Here is a 20,029-nt window from a genome sequence, read left to right as displayed (position 1 = left end):
ACGGTATGAACGCCCATTTTCTGAAAGGGAATCATCAGAACTTTGAAATGATTCTTTCTGCACAGCCTAGATGGAAGAACATACAATACTCTATATCATTTTTAATGGGGGGGTAAATGTGTCCAATTTCACTGAGGAAAATCAGCTCAGTACGCTGATTCGCCAACTTAAAAAATACAAAAAAGTGTTAAAAAGCTATCGGGAGAATGATATCACAGAGGAATATTTGACCTTAAGACATCAGCATGAACTAATTGCAGCTGAAAGGGAGGTTGAAAAGCGAGTCCATTCAGAATTAGTCGAACAGATTCAAACCATGACCAATCAAGTAGAGGAAATGAAAAATCAATATACCATTTTAGAAAAAGAAAATGAGGAATTAAAAAGGAAACATACAGATCAGGAAAGAGACGCTGATGCTGTAAATCAAAAAAATATCGACTTGAAAGAAAAGACGCAAGAACTAGAGGAATTAAAGCAATCATATGAAGCTCTAAACCAAGACTTAGAAGAGTTAAAACGGTCTTATGAAGAAATGAAACAAGAGCTAGCAGAATCCAGGTTGTCAGAACAAGACCAGAAACGAGTCCTTGATGTGTTAAAGCAAACTCATCAAGAACTGAATCAGGAACTTACAGATTCTGGTTTGACCCAACAGAGTCAAGAAAAAGAACTTGAAGAAGTAAAACATGTGCTTCTGGAAACCAGAATGGCTCAACAAGATCAGAGCCAAGAGCTTGAAGAGATAAAGCAATCATATGAAGAGATGAATCAAGAGTTAGAAGAAACTGCATTGAGGGAACAAAGCCAAAAACAAGAACTCGAAGAATTACTTCATGCTTATCAAAATCAGGACCAAGAGCTTGAAGAGATAAAGCAATCATATGAAGGTATGAATCAACAGCTAGAAGTAACTGCATTGAAGGAACAAAATCAAAAACAGGAACTCGAAGAATTACTTTATGCTTATCAAAATCAGGACCAAGAGCTTGAAGGGATCAAACAATCTTATCAAGAAATGAACCAAGAGTTAGTAGAATCCAGAATGGTAGAACAGAACCGTAGCCAAGAGGTTGAAGAACTAAAGCAATCATATGAAGATGTGAATCACCAGCTAGCAGATTCTAAACTGAAGGAACAAGACCAACGACAAGAGCTCGAAGAATTACTCCAGTCTTATCAAAATCAGGACCAAGAGTTAGGGGAACTAAAACAATCCTATCAGGAGTTGAACCAAGAGTTAGCAGAATCTAGATTAGTGGAACAGGATCAGAGCCAAGAACTTGAAGACCTAAAGCGATCATATGAAGAACTCGATCACCAGCTTGAATCTTCAATATTGAAGGAACAAGACCAAAACCAAGAGCTAGGCGAACTAAAACAATCCTATCAAGAATTAAACCAAGAATTAAAAGAATCTAGAATGGTGGAACAAGAGAAGACTCAAGAACTTGAAGACCTAAAGCAATCACATGAAGCAATCAATCACCAGTTAGCAGCTGTCACATTGAAGGAACAAGACCAACGACAAGAGCTCGAGGAATTACTCCAGTCTTATCAAAATCAGGATCAAGAGCTTGTAGAATTAAACCAAAAATTAACAGGATCTAGAATGGTGGAACAAGAGAAGATTCAAGAACTTGAAGACCTAAAGCAATCACATGAAGCAATCAATCACCAGTTAGCAGCTGTCACATTGAAGGAACAAGACTATCGACAAGAGCTCGAGGAATTACTCCAGTCTTATCAAAATCAGGACCAAGAGCTAGGTGAACTAAAACAAACGTACCAAGAATTACTAGACTCCAGAATGGCGGAACAGAACCAGAGACAAGAGCTAGAAGAATTACTCCAATCTCATCAAAATCAGGACCAAGAGCTAGGTGAATTAAAACAATCCTATCAGGAATTGACCCAAGAATTAACAGACTCCAGATTAGTGGAACAGAACCAGAGTCGAGAGCTAGAAGAATTAATGCAAACATATGAAGAAGTGACCCAACAGCTTGAAGTAATCACATTGAAGGAACAAGATCAGGAGCAAGAGCTAGAAGAATTACTTCAATCTTATCAAAATCAGGATCAAGAGCTAGGGGAACTAAAACAAACGTACCAAGAAATGACCCGAGAATTAATGGAATCCAGAATGGTGGAACAGAACCAGAGCCAAGAGCTAGAAGAATTACTCCAATCTCATCAACAACAGGACCAAGAGTTAGGGGAACTAAAACAAACGTACCAAGAAATGACCCAAGAATTAACGGACTCCAGAATGGTGGAACAGAACCAGAGCCGAGAACTTGAGGAATTACAGCAATCTTATGAAGCGATCAATCAGCAGTTAGCAGATGTAACTTTGAAGGAACAAGACCGTCGACAAGAGCTAGAAAAATTACTCCAATCTCATCAACAACAGGACCAAGAGCTAGGCGAATTAAAACAATCCTATCAGGAATTGACCCAAGAATTAACAGACTCCAGATTAGTGGAACAGAACCAGAGTCGAGAGCTAGAAGAATTAATGCAAACATATGAAGAAGTGACCCAACAGCTTGAAGTAATCACATTGAAGGAACAAGATCAGGAGCAAGAGCTAGAAGAATTACTTCAATCTTATCAAAATCAGGATCAAGAGCTAGGGGAACTAAAACAAACGTACCAAGAAATGACCCAAGAATTAACGGAATCCAGAATGGTGGAACAGAACCAGAGCCGAGAACTTGAGGAATTACAGCAATCTTATGAAGCGATCAATCAGCAGTTAGCAGATGTAACTTTGAAGGAACAAGATCAACAACAAGAGCTAGAAGAATTACTTCATGCTTATCAAAATCAGGGCCAAAATCTTGGAGAATTAAAAGAATCTTATCAAGAATTGAGCCAAGAATTAACAGACTCCAGAATGGTGGAACAGAACCAGAGCCGAGAGCTAGAAGAATTAATGCAAACATATGAAGAAGTAACCCAACAGCTTGAAGTAATCACATTGAAGGAACAAGATCAACAACAAGAGCTAGAAGAATTACTTCATTCTTATCAAAATCAGGACCAAGAGCTTGAAGACCTAAAGCAAACATATGAAGAATTACTCCAATCTCATCAACAACAGGATCAAGAGCTAGGCGAACTAAAACAAACGTACCAAGAAATGACCCAAGAATTAACAGACTCCAGAATGGTGGAACAAGAGAAGATTCAAGAGCTAGGCGAATTAAAACAATCCTATCAAGAATTGACCCAAGAATTAACAGACTCTAGAATGGTGGAACAGAACCAGAGCCGAGAGCTAGAAGAATTAATGCAAGCATATGAAGAATTGACCCAACAGCTTGAAGTAATCACATTGAAGAAACAAGATCAACAACAAGAGCTAGAAGAATTACTCCAATCTCATCAACAACAGGATCAAGAGCTAGGGGAACTAAAACAGACCTATCAGGAATTGACCCAAGAGTTAGCAGAATCCAGATTAGTGGAACAGAACCAGAGCCAAGAGCTTGTAGACCTAAAGCAAACATATGAAGAAGTGAATCACCAGCTAGCAGATTCTATCTTGAAAGAACAAGACCAACAACAAGAATTTGAAGAATTAAAGCAGACTTATCAAAATCAGGACCAAGAGCTAGGCGAACTAAAACAATCGTACCAAGAAATGAACCAAGAATTAATGGGCTCCAGAATGGTGGAAAAGAACCAGAGCCGAGAACTTGAGGAATTACAGCAATCTTATGAAGCGATCAATCAGCAGTTAGCAGATGTAACTTTGAAGGAACAAGACCGTCGACAAGAGCTAGAAGAATTACTCCAATCTTATCAAAACCAGGGCCAAAATCTTGGGAAATTAAAGGAATCTTATCAAGAATTGAGCCAAGAGTTAGCAGGATCTAGAATGGTGGAACAGAACCAGAGCCAAGAGCTTGTAGACCTAAAGCAATCATATGAAGAAGTGAATCGCCAGCTAGCAGAGTCTAGGGTGAAGGAACAAAGTCAAAAAAAGGAGTTTGAAGAAGTAAAACAATCCTATGAATTACAGAAAAATGAGCTAGCAACATCAAAATTTGCTGTACAGGTTCAGAAAGAAGTACTCGAAGTATTGAGACAATCTTATGAGGCGCAGAACCGAGAGCTAGCAGAAATCAGACTTGCTAAACAAAGCCGATATCAAGAGCTTGAAGAAGTAAAACAATCTTATCAAAATCTAAAGAAAGAACTTGAAGAAACCAATTTGACGAAACAGGATCAGCACCAAGAGCTAGAGAGGTTAAGACAATCTTATGACATGCAGAGCAGGGAGCTAGCAACATTCCAGTTGATTGAAGCTAATCAAAAACAAAAAAATGCAGAATTACAGCAATCTTATGAAGAACTGAAGCAAAAACACAAGGAATTAATCGAAACAAATAAAATCGAAACAGAGGAAATGATGCATTGTAATAATACCGATAAAGCCCATGCATCAATGAGAACGCCATTGGATTTAATGAGGTCGTCTCAGCAGAAAAGTACTCAGCAGAATAATGTCCAGCAGCAGATTCAACCTAGGCGAATGACTTTTCGAGAAATGCAATCGAGTCCTATGCTTCAACAGGAGAAAAAACAATAAACCCTTAAAATGGAATCAAACAAACTCGCTATAACAAACCGTTATAGCGAGTTTTACAGACTTTTTCGAACGAGAAAGCCCACTTCTTTAGAGGTGGGATGGTAGTGAGGTCGAAACAGGCATGTCTTTAGACATGTTCATGTTTCGTTTTTTTTTTGCTTTAAGTGAACGTATCATTTGCGAATGGAACAAATGTTCTGTATGATTGAATTGTGGAGTTATTTGAATAATAAGAAAGGAGGAGAACACCGTGTTTGTGACTCATTCATTTAAAATCCCTTATGATAAAAAATTGTATTCAGAGTTAAGGTTCATGCAACGAGAAGCAGCTTCCGTTTGGAATGATATTGTCAGAGAAGCAACTTCTTATTATTTTTCCTTTAAAAAGTGGTTAAGTAAAACGGAAATCCAAGCGATTCGGAAACAAACGTATCATCTTCATTCTCAAACTGTTCAAGCTATTGCAGATAAATATGTTGCCAATCGTGAAACCATTCGTCAGCTACGAGTAACGGACAAAAAAGCAAAATATCCGTAGCGTAAAAAATACTATTATTGTATTCCGTTAAAACAAACGTCTATGGAGATTTCAAACGAAGCGATCAAAATTAAAAAAGTAGAATACGAAGTAAACCTCTCTACCCTTTTAACGAAAAAGAAAAAGAAAAACTGGAATGAAAAAGTTCCTAAGAAAAACAAATCGGCCACCATTCCTAATCTTTCAAAAGAAGATTTAAAAAACTGTAACTACGCTGAGATCGTTTGGAGGAACGGAGCCTACTGGTTTTGTTATTCGGTATCTGTACCAGAAAAAGACACTTCAACGTATGCTTTTAAAGCGGCGGGTGGAGATTTGGGTGAAATTCACTCCGTAACTGTAGCGACCGAGGATAAGGCATTATTAATTTCGGGTCGAGCGATGCGTAGTATTTCTCAATTCCGTGCAAAGGTATTAGCCGATTTGAGTAAAAAAATGTCTCGTTGTAAAAAGGGCTCTCGTCAATGGAAAAAATAAAAGACAAAAAATCAGCTTGAAGAGTTGGAACATAAGACAACAAAAGAAGCCGTTTCTTTTTTAGAAGAAGAAAAAGTAACGAACTTTGTCATCGGAAACGTATCTGGTTTGGAAAAAAACACAAAGAAAAATAGGAAAAAGAAACGGAAATACAATAAAAAAAGACGACAACAATTATCGCTATGGAATCAGGGGAAAATCAAACAAAAGCTGAAATACAAAGCCCAATTAAAAGGGATCAGCATGGAAGAAACAGAAGAAAGCTATACCTCCCAAGATTGTCCGTTTTGTGGGGGGCGACACCAAGCAAACGGAAGAAACTTCATATGTTCTGTTCACAAAACAGAAATCCATCGTGATGTGAATGGAGCGCAAAATATTGTGCGCAAAAAATATCACATGGAAATGAAACCACTTCTTTCGGTTTTATATAAGCAACCGGTATGGAATAAGCGTTTTTTGTCCATGGAAGAAAGACAAAAAGCAAAACATCCAAAGGATCAACCGAAAAAAGAGAAAAGTATCGCCGAACGAACGGCGTAGCAGGCACAGACCTTGCCCTTTCGATGGACTGTTTTTTATCGAGAGTTGTTCGCCCAAGTTTTGCCTCTGCGACTTCCTTTGGGAGTTTGTAAGTAAAATGTTTGCGAAAAAGAATCCCACTGCTTTAGCTGTGGGATTGGTCAATCATTACTTCAAGTTTTCCGGATTTAACTTCTCAAGCTCTGGAATGACAAAGCGGCCATCTTGACGGATTAAGACGTCATCAAAGTAGATGCTTCCGCCGCCGTAATCAGGGCGTTGAATGTTCACTAAATCCCAGTGAATGTTGGAATGATTGCCATTATAAGCATCATCATAGCATTGACCTGGTGTGAAGTGGAAGCTACCGTCAATTTTTTCATCAAATAGGATGTCTTGCATCGGATGAAGGATGAATGGATTCACACCAATAGCGAATTCTCCAACGAACCGAGCTCCTTCATCTGTATCGAAAATTTTATTTATGCGCTCTGTATCATTCGCCGTTGCTTCAACAATTTTGCCATCTTTGAACGTTAATTTCACATTTTCGAATGTAAATCCTTGATAAGGTGATGGCGTATTGTATGTAATCGTTCCGTTTACTGAATCACGGACAGGAGCCGAATATACTTCACCGTCAGGAATATTTAATTCTCCAGCGCATTTAATTGCCTTGATGTCCTTGATAGAAAACGTTAAATCGGTGCCAGGTCCAGTTAAGCGGACTTTGTCGGTACGATTCATGAGCTCAACAAGGCTGTCCATTGCCTCGCTCATTTTGCCGTAGTCTAGATTGCATACATTAAAGTAAAAGTCCTCAAATGCCTCCGTACTCATTTTAGCCAATTGAGCCATTGAGTTTGTCGGGTAACGAAGCACAACCCATTTTGTTTTAGGAACACGGATTTCTCTATGTACTTTTTTACCGACTGTATTGCCATGAATGGCCATTTTTTCTGCAGGTACATCTGATTGCTCATTGATATTGTCACCTGCGCGCAGGCCGATATAGGCATCCATATTTTTCATAACATTCGCTTCGAATTCAGCAATCATATCAAATTGATCTTCTTTTGCACCCATCAGTAAGGCGCGATCTACTTGATGGTCTTTTAAAGAAACAAATGGGTATCCACCTGCTGCATATGCTTCTTTAACAAGGGCATTGACGAGCTCGCGTTGTAGGCCGAAGTTTTCGATCAGGACTTTTTCCCCTTTTTGTAGCTTAACAGAGTAGTTGATTAAATTTTTTGCCAGTTGTTCAATTCTAGGATCTTTCATTAGTATGGCCTCCATAAAAATAAGATAAAGAGATAGGAATTCACTCAAATTGTTAAGAAAACGTAGATTTGTTGCGTACCTCTATCACATCATTATTGTAACCGATTTTCTGTATTCTGTTGCATGTAATGGTTCGAGAGGAGAAATAATTTTCACTCGTGAAAAAATTTGTTATTCTAAGACTACGATGAGGAAGGAATATGTATCATAATTGTGGAAAATGTTTAGGGATGATGTTTATCTCAGAACAGAAAGGGTATTGATAAGAACAGACAAAATATTGTGTAAACATAAGTGAAACATTTTTCGGAGGTATGGACATGGAAATAATTTTATATTTAAGTGCTGCCGTTTTCGCAATCGCTTTTTTCATTTTAGTTGTTTTTTTAGCCAAAACATTAAAGTCGCTACAATTTACACTTGATAGTGTGTCGAAAACACTAACTGGGTTAGAAAGCCAAATGCAAGGTGTGTCACTTGAGACGACGCAATTATTGCATAAAACAAATGCACTCGCAGAAGATTTACAAAAGAAATCAGAAAACCTAAATACCGTGGTAGATGCAGTGAAGGATGTGGGAAGTTCCATCCAAAACTTTAATACATCTGTTCAAAAAATTTCACAGAAAGTGCAGCATGAACTCGAAAATAATCAAGATAAGATTTCCCAGATTGTACAGTGGACAAATGTTGCGATGGAAATCCGCGATAAGTGGAAATCTAAGAAAAAGCAGACTATGTCAGCTGACGAACCATCTTATAGTCAACAAGAGGAATTAGCATCAGACAAAGTAGTAAAAAAGCGTTTCTTACGTTCTAGATAATACGTAAGAAAAAGAAAACTATTAAATACAAAGTTGAGAGGAGAAAGAACATGGCACAAAAAGAATTTCCGGTTAAGGATTATACGAAGGATTGCGAAAGGGCAAATGAAGATCGTAATTCTGGTAACTCTTCAGGATTTATCATTGGGGCTGTGGTTGGAGGCGTTATTGGTGCTTGCTGCGGCTTATTCATGGCTCCTAAAACGGGGAAAGAATTGCTGCGCGACCTCAATGAACAAGCGAAATCTTTAGGTGAGAAAACAGAAAAACTCCGTCTGGTTGCGATTGAAAAAGGCAACGGAATTGCTGAAACGGCTAAAGAAAAAAGCAGTTCTGTAACACAGCTTGTAAGTAAAGGTTCTGACTTATTGGATAAAGTATCAAGCTTAAAGCCTGGCGTTAAAACAGGAGAAGAATTAAGTAAAAAAGAAGGTATCGAAAGTTTGGCAGATGATAAAGGAAGTTCCAGTCATCATTCAAAAATCAAAAGTGTTGAAGTGAAGCATGTACCAGATACAGATAAATCAACAGTTAACGATTCGAAAAAGAGCGACAAAAGCGCGGCTCAATTGCTCGATGAGACCGAAAAGGCATTCGAAGAAACGGAAACGAAGTATAAACAGTAAATTTGTCAAAACTGGCGCTGAAATGATAGGCTAATTTCAGCGCCAATTTTTTGTGAAATGGGTTAACAATCTATAGAATAATGCCTAAAAAGGAGTTGTTGAAATGACATTAGTGAAAATTGAAACAGAAGAACAGTTTAATGAATTAGTTAAAGAGGATTCATTCCTTCTCTTTAAGCATAGTTTAACGTGCCCTGTTAGCGCAGAGGCCTTTACAGAGTATCAAAGGTATATTGATGAGCACAATGATGTTAAGACAGCTTATTTAGCTATTCAGGAAGCACGTCCGCTTTCTGCTTATATTGCGGAAATCTTCGATGTGAAACACCAATCACCACAGGCCATTTATTTTAAAGATGGCAAGCCTGCTTGGAATGATTCACATTGGAGAATCACTGTGACTTCACTCGAAGACGCAGTAGGGAAATGATATAACAGGCTATCACGTCGTAATGAAGGGTCAGAACCCCACATCTCCATATACCGTTTAGAGGACATAATAAACGGTGTATAGAGTAAGGTCTGACCCTTTTTTACTTTTTTTCATGTCGGTGATGATGTCGGCCATAAAATGTTTAGTTCATCTCCAGGAGCTAATGTTTCGTTGAAGGTTGTCTCTTGTTTGTTTTTCATTAACAGAAATCCTCCTACGATGTGTTCTGGCATGTCAATGTCAATATGCATAAATACATCCTGAAAAATAAACGGCTCCATTTTATTTTGAACGAAGCTAAGAGTATCTCCATGGTTGATGACATCTTCGCTCGTTAAAGTATGTCCATCGCGATAAAACTCAGCGAGCTTCTTTGTAAGCCGTAGTTTTTTTCCGTTGAATGTAACTGGGATTGAAAATGTGAGCTGTGCATTCATCGCATAGGCTAAATCAGTAGTGAGTGGCCGGGACGACTTCATTTCAATCACATCACCATCTTCGTATGTACTTGTGGGATTTGTTGGAATACCGTTTTTGACAATCTTGCCTCCGAATGCAGGGAGGGTAACTTCCTTTTCATTCACTGTAACCGTAAATGGCTTTACACTTCTCAATAGATCTTCTTTATTGGTCTTAGTAAAAAGTTCTTCTAGTGTACCTGGTATTGTACATGTAATTCTATCATTGTCATGAAGAAATTCCTCACCTGTAACAACTTGATCATTACGGCGTAGTTCGGCATGAATCGTGTGTTTAGCGTCATTGATTGTGACCTGTTTACTTGGCAATCCATCTGCAAGGTCTTTAATAGACAATCTAGGTGACCTGCCATCATCTCCTTGTTGGACTGTGATTTCATCGCCATCTTGAACGGTGTAATCTAATGATACGTCCTTGCCGTTTATTGTCAGGATCGGTTTTGTCCCATGCTCACCTGGGATTGTAATTAATTGTCCGTTGAACTTAACCATCATGGCCATGCCAGGTCTTCCATATAATTTATTCAATTTAATTCCTGCAGTTAGCAGACAATCCCCTACTGTCATTTCTTTCATATCAAAGAGGCGGATCGTTTGACCGTTTACATTCACACTCATATATTGAATCGGACTTTTATGAGCGGCTAAAGCAATCCCGATTGGTGTTACGAGCTCAGGGCCACTGTGTACATGATCAGCAATTGTGAGCTGTCCAATGGCTTCAATCCCTCGAATAGCGACACGGTTTTTCGGAAGATTTAATTTATCAGCCAGAATTTCAGGGAGCTTGGGGGTTAGACTGCCACCGCCAACTAGCATCACTGCCTTTGGTGGTATGTTGTTATTTAATATATATATTTCCTGGCTAATAGCATCTGCCAATTTTTCAATGGAAGGCATAATACTCTCGACGACCTCAGTACTTGGTATTTCCGTCTCGAAACCAAGGATATCGGTTACAGTAATTATCTCTTGATCAATCAACTGTCTTTTAGCGGTTTCTGCTAACGGAAAATCAAGTAGAAGCGAATCGCTGATGGCTTCTGTGATTTCATCACCAGCAATCGGTACCATCCCATAGGCAATAACGGTTCCTGAGTCTGTTAAGGCAATGTCAGAAGTCCCGGCTCCGATATCCACGAGCGCGACATTTAATCTTCTCATCGACTGTGGGATGAGAACATTGATTGCAGCAATTGGCTCAAGCGTCAAAGCTTGCATATGTAAATCTGCTCGTTTCAAAGCGGCAAGTAAGCTTTCAACAACCGCTTTTGGAAGGAATGTTGCAATAATTTCGACTGAGACTTTTGTTCCACTCTGATCGATTAAGCTGCCGATTTCTTGATCATCAAGTCGATAATATAAAACGGAATATCCGACACAATAATAATGATGGTTTGAACTTGAGTTGTTTTTTTCAGCCACAATGGCTTGTGCTTTTTGAACGGCACTTAATTCGAGATGCAGAATATCATCGTGTTGGAGTATTGATTTCCCGTTAATATCGATACTAATAGAGGCAGGCTCTGTTTTTAGTGCACGCCCAGCTGCAGCAACCGACACATTATGAAGTGAGCCGTGTTTCTTTTCCAATATGTCTTTAATGGTTTGAATGACTTTTGAGACAGCGATCACATCGTGAATTTGCCCATCTAGCATAGCTCGTTCTTGATGTTCCATTGAAACAATATCTGTTACTTCAAATGAATCAGCCGTTTTTTCTAAAATAATTCCTACAACGGAACGAGTACCAATATCAAGCGCGAATAGTTTTTCGTGCACAAAGAACACCTTCTTTAGACTAAAATTTACTTTAATGCTTAAAAGCGTTTAATTAATAAAGAAAAAAATAGTGACAATTCAAAAATTTTCATTTATAATGAATGAAATTATATAAAAACAGTAACATATTTTTTCAATTCATAACAGATTCCGGATGAGAATGATAAAAACTTGTCAGCATCTCATTAATTATGAAGAAGCTATGTTTTTCAATTGGTTGACCGGAAAGGAAAGGGTGGATTATTTTGAGTAATAATAATTTGGAACTTTTGCGTGAGAAACTAGATGATGTGAATTTGGAGTTATTGCATCTTATTAACAAACGTGCTGAACTTGTACAAGAAATTGGCCAAGTGAAAGAAAAACAAGGGATTAACCGATATGATCCAGTTCGTGAACGAAAAATGTTGGATTCAATCGAAGATCATAATCAGGGTCCACTAGATCCTGCATCACTTAAACATATTTTTAAAGAAATCTTTAAAATGGGTCTCGGTTTACAAGAAGAGAATCAGAAGAAAGCGTTGCTTGTTTCTCGTCAGAAAAAAGCAGAAAATACAGTGATTGATTTGAAGGGCGAACTAGTTGGAAACGGTATTCCAAGCTTCGTGTTTGGTCCTTGTGCAGTTGAATCTTACGAACAAGTAGCTCAGGTTGCTGAAGTTGTCAAAGCAAAAGGTCTGAAACTACTTCGCGGTGGTGCATTTAAACCACGTACTTCTCCATATGATTTCCAAGGTCTTGGCCTTGAAGGATTAAAAATATTGAAACAAGTCGGTGATAAGTACGATCTAGCTATCATCAGTGAAATTGTTAGTCCGAATGATATTGAAACTGCTCTAGATTATATTGATGTGATTCAAATTGGCGCACGAAATATGCAGAACTTTGAATTATTAAAGGCTGCTGGTAAGGTGAATAAACCAGTTCTTTTAAAACGCGGGATCGCAGCTACGATCGATGAGTTCATCCATGCAGCTGAATACATCATGTCACAAGGAAATGGCAACATCATCCTTTGTGAGCGTGGAATTCGTACGTATGAAAGAGCAACGAGAAATACATTGGATATCTCAGCTGTTCCAATTTTAAAACAAGAAACGCATTTACCTGTCATGGTTGATGTTACACATTCAACTGGCCGCCGTGATCTATTGCTTCCAACTGCAAAAGCAGCTCTAGCTATTGGTGCAGATGGTGTAATGGCAGAAGTTCACCCTGATCCAGCAGTTGCACTTTCTGACTCTGCGCAACAAATGGACTTCAAACAATTTGATGAGTTTTATAAAGAAATTCAGAAAATGTTGACTGGCGTAACTGTATAAATTGATTTATTAAAGAGAGGCTGTCCCATAATATAAGGGTTAGACCCCACATCTCCTATATATCGTTTAAATGATACAATGAACGGTATATTGAGTGTGAGGTCAGACGCTTTTGGGACAACCTCTCTTTTTATTTGTTTCTAGGACCTTATTGCTGTGGGGAAGAACGGTGAAGTTAGAAATGTGACGTAATCTGTCGTTTTTTCTTCAACGAAACGCTTGTATTTTTGTTGAATGTATTATGAAAAAGAATCATTTCATCCGATTTGTACGCAAAAATGGCAAGATTCGTTGCAGTAATGCGTCACTTATCGTATGATTAAAGGAATCTTTACGAAACAATTTTTTCTTATTAACTTTTTACTAGGAGTGAATAGGAGAGTTTTGTCGAAAAGTATGTTATAATTTGTATGTTTTTCTTAAAAGACGTTTAAAGTGTACGGCATGAATTCTCATCATGTTTAAAAGATAGGGACAGTGCCTTTTTGACTTGGCATATATACTTTTAATAAAAACTTTCATCAGTCGAGTTTTTTTCATCCCATTGATGGTTAGTTAAACAGAGATAAAGTAAGAAATTATTTTTTTTTCAATGAATTTTAGTATCTAGCTCAAGTAAATGAAAAATGATAGTAGTGAAGGAGTGGTTTGATGAATAATATTACAATTTATGATGTTGCGCGTGAAGCAAATGTATCTATGGCGACCGTATCACGTGTTGTCAACGGCAACCCAAATGTTAAGCCAGCAACAAGGAAGAAAGTTTCGGAAGTCATTGATCGCTTAGGTTATCGTCCAAATGCTGTTGCCAGAGGACTAGCAAGTAAAAAAACAACAACGGTAGGCGTGATAATACCCGATATTTCAAGCATTTTCTATGCGGAATTGGCACGTGGAATTGAAGATATCGCCACGATGTATAAGTATAATATCATCTTGAGCAACTCTGATGAAAATCAAGATAAAGAGTTTCGTTTATTGAATACAATGCTTGGGAAACAAGTGGATGGAATTGTATTCATGGGATCAAACATTACTGAGACTCATATTTCAGAGTTCCAAAAGTCTCCTGTTCCAATCGTGCTAGCAGGAACGGTTGAGGATACGAAGCAAATTCCGTCTGTTAATATCGACTATGAAGCTGCAGCTTTCGATGCAGTCTCGTCTTTCACAGGGAAAGGCCATACTCAAATTGCTTTTGTTGGCGGGAATCTTGAAGATCCAATTACGAAAAAGAAACTAGAGGGATATAGGCGTGGACTTAAAGCTGCCAATATTTCGTATAACGAAGAATGGATTGTAGAAGGGGATTACACGTATGATTCAGGAATCGAATCATTAGAAAAATTACTTGAATCTCAAACTAAACCGACTGCGATTATTGCTGGTACAGATGAGATGGCACTTGGAATTGTTCATGGAGCGCAAGATAAAGGCTACAATGTCCCGGAAGATTTCCAAGTCATCAGTTTTGATAATACACGCCTGACTTTAATGGTACGCCCACACATTACAACCGTTGTACAACCTCTTTATGATATCGGTGCTGTTTCCATGAGATTGCTGACGAAATTGATGAACAAAGAAACGGTAGAAGGAAATGAGGCTGTCATTCTTCCTCATCGAATTGAAGAAAGACAATCAACGAAATAAGAATTTGAGGCTGTCTCAAAAGCCAATGTCAGACCCACAACAACGCATTCAGAGTATAACTGTTATGCTGTGTAGTGAGGTCAGGATCTTATGAGACAACCTCTCTTTTTTTTCGTTTTGGTGCATGAATACCTATGATGAAGCCGATTTGTTTGACCGAATGGGATATAACGCCTTTGCTACGGTTTGTGCATTTTTCTCCGTAATTTCCGCTCGCCGGGGAATCGGCTCATAGATACCTTCTGGATCCTCCCAAGTAGTAGGGAGTGTAACAGGTGTCTCAGTTTGCCAACGGTCAATCCAAGATTGTGGCAATGGACCTGAATTTCTATTGTTATCGGTCATTTCCAACCAGATAAATGACCAAGCACGGGGTACCACCCTCCAGATATCATAGCCGCCACCACCGACCGCAATCCAGCGCCCCTCGCAATATTTATGAGCGAGTTCATGGGCTATTTTAGGGATTTCTTTAAAAATACGCATTGTGGCTGATAAGTGTGTCAAGGGATCGTAATAATGTGAATCTGCGCCATTTTGAGTAAGGATTACATCCGGTTTGAAATACTCAATAATTGCTTTAAAAGAAGTTCGGTATGCATCAAGCCAAGAATCATCTTCTGTAAATGCATCAACGGGAATATTGAATGTGAAACAATACCCATTCCCTTGTCCACGTTCATGAATATTTCCGGTCCCAGGGAATAAATAACGCCCTGTTTCATGAATCGATAACGTACAGACATCTGGATCATCATAGAAGGCCCATTGCACGCCATCACCATGATGGGCGTCGGTATCGATGTACAAAACACGCGCATGATATTTTTGCTGCAAATATTTAATGGCTACAGAGCTGTCATTGTAGATGCAAAACCCAGACGCTTTCCCAGAAAAGCCGTGGTGTAGTCCTCCGCCTAGATTTAAAGCGTGCTGAGCTTGTCCTGACATGACAGAATCAACAGCTGTAAGGGTGCCGCCGACCAATAAAGCACTTGCCTCATGCATCTGCTTGAAAATAGGTGTGTCTTCGGTGCCGAGTCCAAAATTCTCCGCTTTTTCCGGAGATAGCTTGCCTTGACTTGCAAGTTTGACTGCGTTTACATATTGGGGGTCATGAATCAATTGAAGTTCTTCGTCTGTCGCCATTCTCGGTTTAATGATATCTTCATTAGCTATTGCTTGATGGGTTTGTAATAAATCAAGTGTGAGTTTTAGCCGTTTTTGGTTGAAAGGGTGATGATCATGGAATTTGTAAGTTAATAGCTCATCTGAATAAATGAATACGGCATCCTTTTTCCTGATTTGTTTGTTAATCATTTCCATTCCTCCTAAACACACTTAAACCTTAATACATGAAACGGTTCATAAATCTAAGTTGATCAAATTTCTGAACGGATTCAAGGGGGATGTGTTTGCCAATCCGAGCCATTAAGCAATTGGCTGGATGTGAGCTTATTTCTGGATCGTCCGTTGCATAATAAACAAGACTTCCAGCATTCATCATTTTTTCCATCACTTTTCGGTACTCCCATACATTCAAGCCTGTTCCTTTTAAATCCCAATGCCAATAATATTCAGTCGTAATAATGATATAGTGCTCCATATTCTCATCCATCATGGATACTCTTAATAAATTTTTTCCTACTGAAGCACCACGGAAATCGGGGATCACTTCGATGGCACCAAGTTCTATCAAATCCGGCATTTTAATCTCTGACCATCGCTCCAGCGGATCTGGATATAAGTAGGTCACATATCCGACGACTGTGTTCTCACTTCGGGCAATGATAATCCGGCCTTCAGGAAGATCCGCAATTTCAATTAAAGCTTGATGTTGCTGTGCTGCGGGTCGAAATGCAACTAAGTCCTTGTGAAATTCATAGGATTGTAGTTCCCTTGCAGTTATCGGCCCTTCGATAATTAATGTTTGATGCATCGTGTTTAATTCCATTTTGTTATATGTCTGGTTGTGCTCCAATTCTTCACCACCTAACAAGTCGTTTCTTTCATTATACATAAAAATAAGTTTTTTAAATAAATCAAATATAACAAAATCAGTGACATTACCAAATTATGTCTACTGAATATTAAAAAAATTGTGAAAAAAAGTTAATTATATTATAATGAATCTAGAGAGTATGCGGAGGGGGATGAATGTTTATGAAAATGGAAGCGTTACCATCGGTTAAAGGGGATTATAATCTAGGAGATTACGAGAATACTTACAAGCATTTCGACTGGTCTGAAGTCGAGAAGGAATTTACTTGGTCAAAAACAGGAAAGGTAAATCTTGCTTATGAAGCAATTGATCGTCACGCTGAGTCATTCCGGAAAAATAAAGTGGCCCTCTATTACAAAGATGAGAATCGAGCTGAAAAATATACATTTAAGGAATTGAAAGAGTGGTCCAATAAAGCAGCGAACGTCATTAAGGAGTATGGGAATATTGAGAAAGGGGATCGTGTGTTTATTTTTATGCCACGTTCACCAGAGCTTTATTTTGCTGTGCTCGGCGCGATCAAAACAGGTGCGATTGTCGGCCCGCTCTTTGAAGCTTTTATGGAAGGCGCTGTTCGGGATCGTTTGACTGATAGTGGGGCTAAAGTGTTAATTACAACGCAAGCTCTTATTTCACGCGTTCCTGTAGACGAACTTCCCGATTTAAAACATATTTTTCTTGTTGGAGAAAATATTGAAGAAACCGAAACGCAGTATGATTTTATGAAAAAAGTCGCAGAAGCAGATAAGAACTGCTCGATTGAATGGGTGGACCGGAACGATGGGGCGATCCTTCATTATACATCTGGTTCAACAGGGAATCCTAAAGGTGTACTTCACGTACATAATGCTATGATACAGCACTATCAAACCGCTAAATGGGTACTGGATTTGCAAGAAGAGGATGTATATTGGTGTACTGCAGATCCTGGCTGGGTTACAGGGACTTCTTATGGCATATTTGGGCCGTGGTTAACGGGAACGTCGAATGTGGTAGTAGGCGGTCGCTTTAAGCCAGAATTCTGGTATAAAACGATTGAAGATTATGGAGTAACGGTTTGGTACAGTGCTCCAACTGCATTCCGCATGCTGATGGGTGCGGGAGATGAAGCTGTGAAGCAATATGATTTACGTTCACTGCGCCACGTTCTAAGCGTAGGTGAGCCTTTGAATCCTGAGGTTGTCCGGTGGGGAATGAAGGTCTTTAATAGGCGAATTCATGATACGTGGTGGATGACAGAAACAGGCGCACAATTAATCTGTAATTATCCGAGCATGCTTATTAAACCAGGATCCATGGGTAAACCGATACCTGGAGTCGAGGCGGCAATTATAGATGATCAGGGAAATGTGCTTCCGCCGAATCGAATGGGGAATCTAGCGATTAAGAAAGGCTGGCCGGCCATGATGCATACGATTTGGAATAATGAGCAAAAATATGAATCGTACTTTATGCCGGGAGACTGGTATGTTTCAGGTGATTCTGCATATATGGATGAAGAAGGCTATTTCTGGTTCCAAGGTCGTGTCGATGATGTGATCATGACGTCAGGCGAACGTGTAGGACCATTTGAAGTAGAGAGCAAGCTGGTGGAACATCCAGCCATTGCAGAAGCAGGTGTCATCGGTAAGCCAGATCCAGTTCGTGGAGAAATTATTAAAGCATTTATCGCGCTTCGAGATGGATATGAGCCTACACAAGAGTTAATTGAAGAAATTCGAACATTTGTCAAGCAAGGATTAGCAGCTCATGCGGCTCCAAGGGAAATCGAGTTCCGAGAAAAATTACCGAAGACACGAAGCGGAAAAATTATGCGTCGTGTACTTAAAGCATGGGAGCTTAATTTGCCAACAGGTGATTTGTCTTCAATGGAAGATTGATATTATCAAGAAAAAAATCCTCAAAGGCACATATTGTGAATGTGCTAAAGAGGATTTTTTTATTTTAAAAAATTTATTTAAGCAAAGTACTAGTAATCTTATGTGAATCGTAATATAGTAATAAAAGATCAAAACCAACTTATCTTATATGAATAAGAAACTATAATGGTTCAGGAGGGGTATGTATGTTAGGGTATGTTCTATTGAATATTGCTATTATGCTAGTATTAGTAGCTGTTTTATTTTATATGCAAAAAAAGCATATGTCATTTACGGTAAGAGTGTTTACCGGATTAGGTTTGGGCGTTGTGTTTGGATTCGTTCTACAGTTTTTTTCAAGTCCGGATTCTGAGGTCATCGCTTCATCGGTTGGCTGGTTTAGCATTATCGGAAGTGGGTATGTGAAATTCTTGCAAATGATTGTTATGCCACTCGTCTTCATTTCTATTATTTCAGCGTTTACAAAGTTAAAACTTACGAATAATATTGGGAAAGTCAGTACGCTAATTTTAGGAATTCTAATCGGTACAACGGCCATTGCCGCAGCAATTGGGATTGGATCCGCTACCGTTTTCAATTTAGAAGCTGTACAAATTGAGCAGGGTCAAGCAGAAATGGATCGTGGTATTCAACTGGAAGAGAAATTTGGAGCTTCACTAGAGGGGAAAACGATGCCACAGCAAATTCTTGAATTTTTCCCTGCTAATCCTTTCCTTGACTTAACAGGTGCTCGCTCGACTTCAACGATTGCAGTTGTTATCTTCGCTGCATTTCTAGGCTTTGCTTTTATCGGAATTAAAAGAAAGCAGCCAGAGCATGCAGAAATGTTCGCAAAAATCGTTGATGTCTTTTATTCGTTAATTATGCGTGTCGTTACCTTAATCCTACGATTAACACCATACGGCATCCTTGCGATTATGACAAACACGGTTGCGACAAGTGATCTTGATGCTATTTACAAGCTGGGTAAATTCGTCATTGCTTCTTATGTTGCGTTAATCATTATGTTCTTGATTCACTTGTTGATGCTGTCTTTAAGTGGACTAAGTCCAGTAAAATACTTGAAAAAAGCATTTCCAGTACTTACGTTTGCCTTCACATCTAGATCAAGTGCCGGGGCCTTACCGTTAAATATTAAAACGCAAAAACAATTAGGGGTTTCTGATGGAATCGCAAACTTTGCTGGATCTTTTGGATTATCGATTGGTCAAAACGGCTGTGCGGGAGTCTATCCTGCGATGTTGGCTGTAATGGTCGCACCTACTGTTGGCATTAATCCATTGTCCCCTTCGTTTATCGTGACGCTCATTCTTGTTGTTGCTATCAGTTCATTCGGTGTCGCTGGAGTTGGCGGCGGAGCTACATTTGCCGCATTGATCGTGTTATCTGCGATGGACCTTCCGGTTGCGCTGGCTGGTGTGCTTATTTCAGTCGAACCGCTCATTGATATGGGACGTACAGCACTAAATGTAAGCGGAAGTATGACTGCTGGTGTGCTTACAAGTAAAGTAACGGGTGATTTGGATAAAGATACTTTCTTTAATGAGTCTACATCCATTGAAGTAGAGGCGTAAAAAAACTGCACCAAATTTGAAAAAACG

The 20,029-nt window shown here is 39.0% G+C and carries 14 protein-coding genes and 1 pseudogene; 11 read left to right on the top strand and 4 right to left on the bottom strand.

Annotated elements, in window-relative coordinates; all coding sequences use genetic code 11:
• The first annotated feature begins 118 nt into the window (after window positions 1–118).
• The 4 genes and pseudogenes from AC625_RS18490 to AC625_RS27885 form a co-directional block, all read left to right on the top strand.
• Window positions 119–4,603, top strand: coding sequence for a hypothetical protein (locus AC625_RS18490; protein ID WP_049682635.1), 4,485 nt, complete (start codon window positions 119–121; stop codon window positions 4,601–4,603).
• 250 nt (window positions 4,604–4,853) lie between these two features.
• Window positions 4,854–5,141: a hypothetical protein gene (locus tag AC625_RS27895; protein WP_245645036.1), complete on the top strand. Its 288-nt coding sequence runs from the start codon at window positions 4,854–4,856 to the stop codon at window positions 5,139–5,141.
• Between the two features lie 42 nt (window positions 5,142–5,183).
• The gene (locus AC625_RS27890; protein ID WP_245645035.1) at window positions 5,184–5,618 is read left to right on the top strand and encodes a transposase; all 435 of its coding nucleotides are present in this window, start codon (window positions 5,184–5,186) and stop codon (window positions 5,616–5,618) included.
• Between the two features lie 18 nt (window positions 5,619–5,636).
• Window positions 5,637–6,161: pseudogene (locus tag AC625_RS27885) on the top strand (transposase); the annotation flags it as partial.
• A gap of 147 nt (window positions 6,162–6,308) precedes the next feature.
• On the opposite strand, the gene AC625_RS18480 reads toward AC625_RS27885, so the two are convergent.
• On the bottom strand, window positions 6,309–7,424 hold the full coding sequence (locus AC625_RS18480; RefSeq protein ID WP_049682634.1) for an aminopeptidase: 1,116 nt from the start codon (window positions 7,422–7,424) through the stop codon (window positions 6,309–6,311).
• Window positions 7,425–7,744: 320 nt separating this feature from the next.
• Between AC625_RS18480 and AC625_RS18475 the strand changes: the two genes are divergently transcribed.
• The 3 genes from AC625_RS18475 to ytxJ all read left to right on the top strand — a co-directional run bounded on the left by AC625_RS18475 (window position 7,745) and on the right by ytxJ (window position 9,304).
• Window positions 7,745–8,248: a DUF948 domain-containing protein gene (locus AC625_RS18475; RefSeq protein ID WP_049682633.1), complete on the top strand. Its 504-nt coding sequence runs from the start codon at window positions 7,745–7,747 to the stop codon at window positions 8,246–8,248.
• A 50-nt stretch (window positions 8,249–8,298) separates the two neighbouring features.
• Complete coding sequence (locus AC625_RS25170) at window positions 8,299–8,874, top strand: YtxH domain-containing protein (RefSeq protein WP_053178140.1); 576 nt, start codon at window positions 8,299–8,301, stop codon at window positions 8,872–8,874.
• Between the two features lie 103 nt (window positions 8,875–8,977).
• Complete coding sequence (gene ytxJ, locus AC625_RS18465; RefSeq protein ID WP_049682632.1) at window positions 8,978–9,304, top strand: bacillithiol system redox-active protein YtxJ; 327 nt, start codon at window positions 8,978–8,980, stop codon at window positions 9,302–9,304.
• Between the two features lie 113 nt (window positions 9,305–9,417).
• On the opposite strand, the gene AC625_RS18460 is transcribed toward ytxJ, so the two are convergent.
• Window positions 9,418–11,568, bottom strand: a complete 2,151-nt coding sequence (locus AC625_RS18460) for a cell division protein FtsA (RefSeq protein WP_049682631.1) — start codon at window positions 11,566–11,568, stop codon at window positions 9,418–9,420.
• Window positions 11,569–11,813: 245 nt separating this feature from the next.
• Between AC625_RS18460 and AC625_RS18455 the strand changes: the two genes are divergently transcribed.
• Window positions 11,814–12,893: a bifunctional 3-deoxy-7-phosphoheptulonate synthase/chorismate mutase gene (locus AC625_RS18455; RefSeq protein WP_049682630.1), complete on the top strand. Its 1,080-nt coding sequence runs from the start codon at window positions 11,814–11,816 to the stop codon at window positions 12,891–12,893.
• Between the two features lie 651 nt (window positions 12,894–13,544).
• A complete protein-coding gene (gene ccpA, locus AC625_RS18450) occupies window positions 13,545–14,546 on the top strand; it encodes a catabolite control protein A (RefSeq protein WP_049682629.1) in 1,002 nt (333 codons plus the stop codon).
• Between the two features lie 132 nt (window positions 14,547–14,678).
• Here the strand turns inward: ccpA and AC625_RS18445 are convergent, their stop codons facing one another.
• Together AC625_RS18445 and AC625_RS18440 are read right to left on the bottom strand one after the other, a co-directional pair.
• The gene (locus tag AC625_RS18445; RefSeq protein ID WP_049682628.1) at window positions 14,679–15,866 is read right to left on the bottom strand and encodes an acetoin utilization protein AcuC; all 1,188 of its coding nucleotides are present in this window, start codon (window positions 15,864–15,866) and stop codon (window positions 14,679–14,681) included.
• A gap of 28 nt (window positions 15,867–15,894) precedes the next feature.
• Entirely contained in the window at window positions 15,895–16,527 is a 633-nt protein-coding gene (locus AC625_RS18440) for a GNAT family N-acetyltransferase (RefSeq protein WP_049682627.1), read from the bottom strand.
• A 182-nt stretch (window positions 16,528–16,709) separates the two neighbouring features.
• Here AC625_RS18440 and acsA point away from each other — a divergent pair, with 182 nt between their 5' ends.
• Together acsA and AC625_RS18430 are read left to right on the top strand one after the other, a co-directional pair.
• Entirely contained in the window at window positions 16,710–18,428 is a 1,719-nt protein-coding gene (gene acsA, locus AC625_RS18435) for an acetate--CoA ligase (RefSeq protein ID WP_049682626.1), read from the top strand.
• Between the two features lie 185 nt (window positions 18,429–18,613).
• Window positions 18,614–20,002: an L-cystine transporter gene (locus AC625_RS18430; RefSeq protein WP_049682625.1), complete on the top strand. Its 1,389-nt coding sequence runs from the start codon at window positions 18,614–18,616 to the stop codon at window positions 20,000–20,002.
• Window positions 20,003–20,029: the final 27 nt, after the last annotated feature.

Source organism: Peribacillus loiseleuriae, assembly GCF_001183985.1.
Classification (GTDB): domain Bacteria; phylum Bacillota; class Bacilli; order Bacillales; family DSM-1321; genus Peribacillus; species Peribacillus loiseleuriae.
Note: the sequence above shows the minus strand (reverse complement) of the source record. Positions and strands in the feature narration are given on the sequence as shown.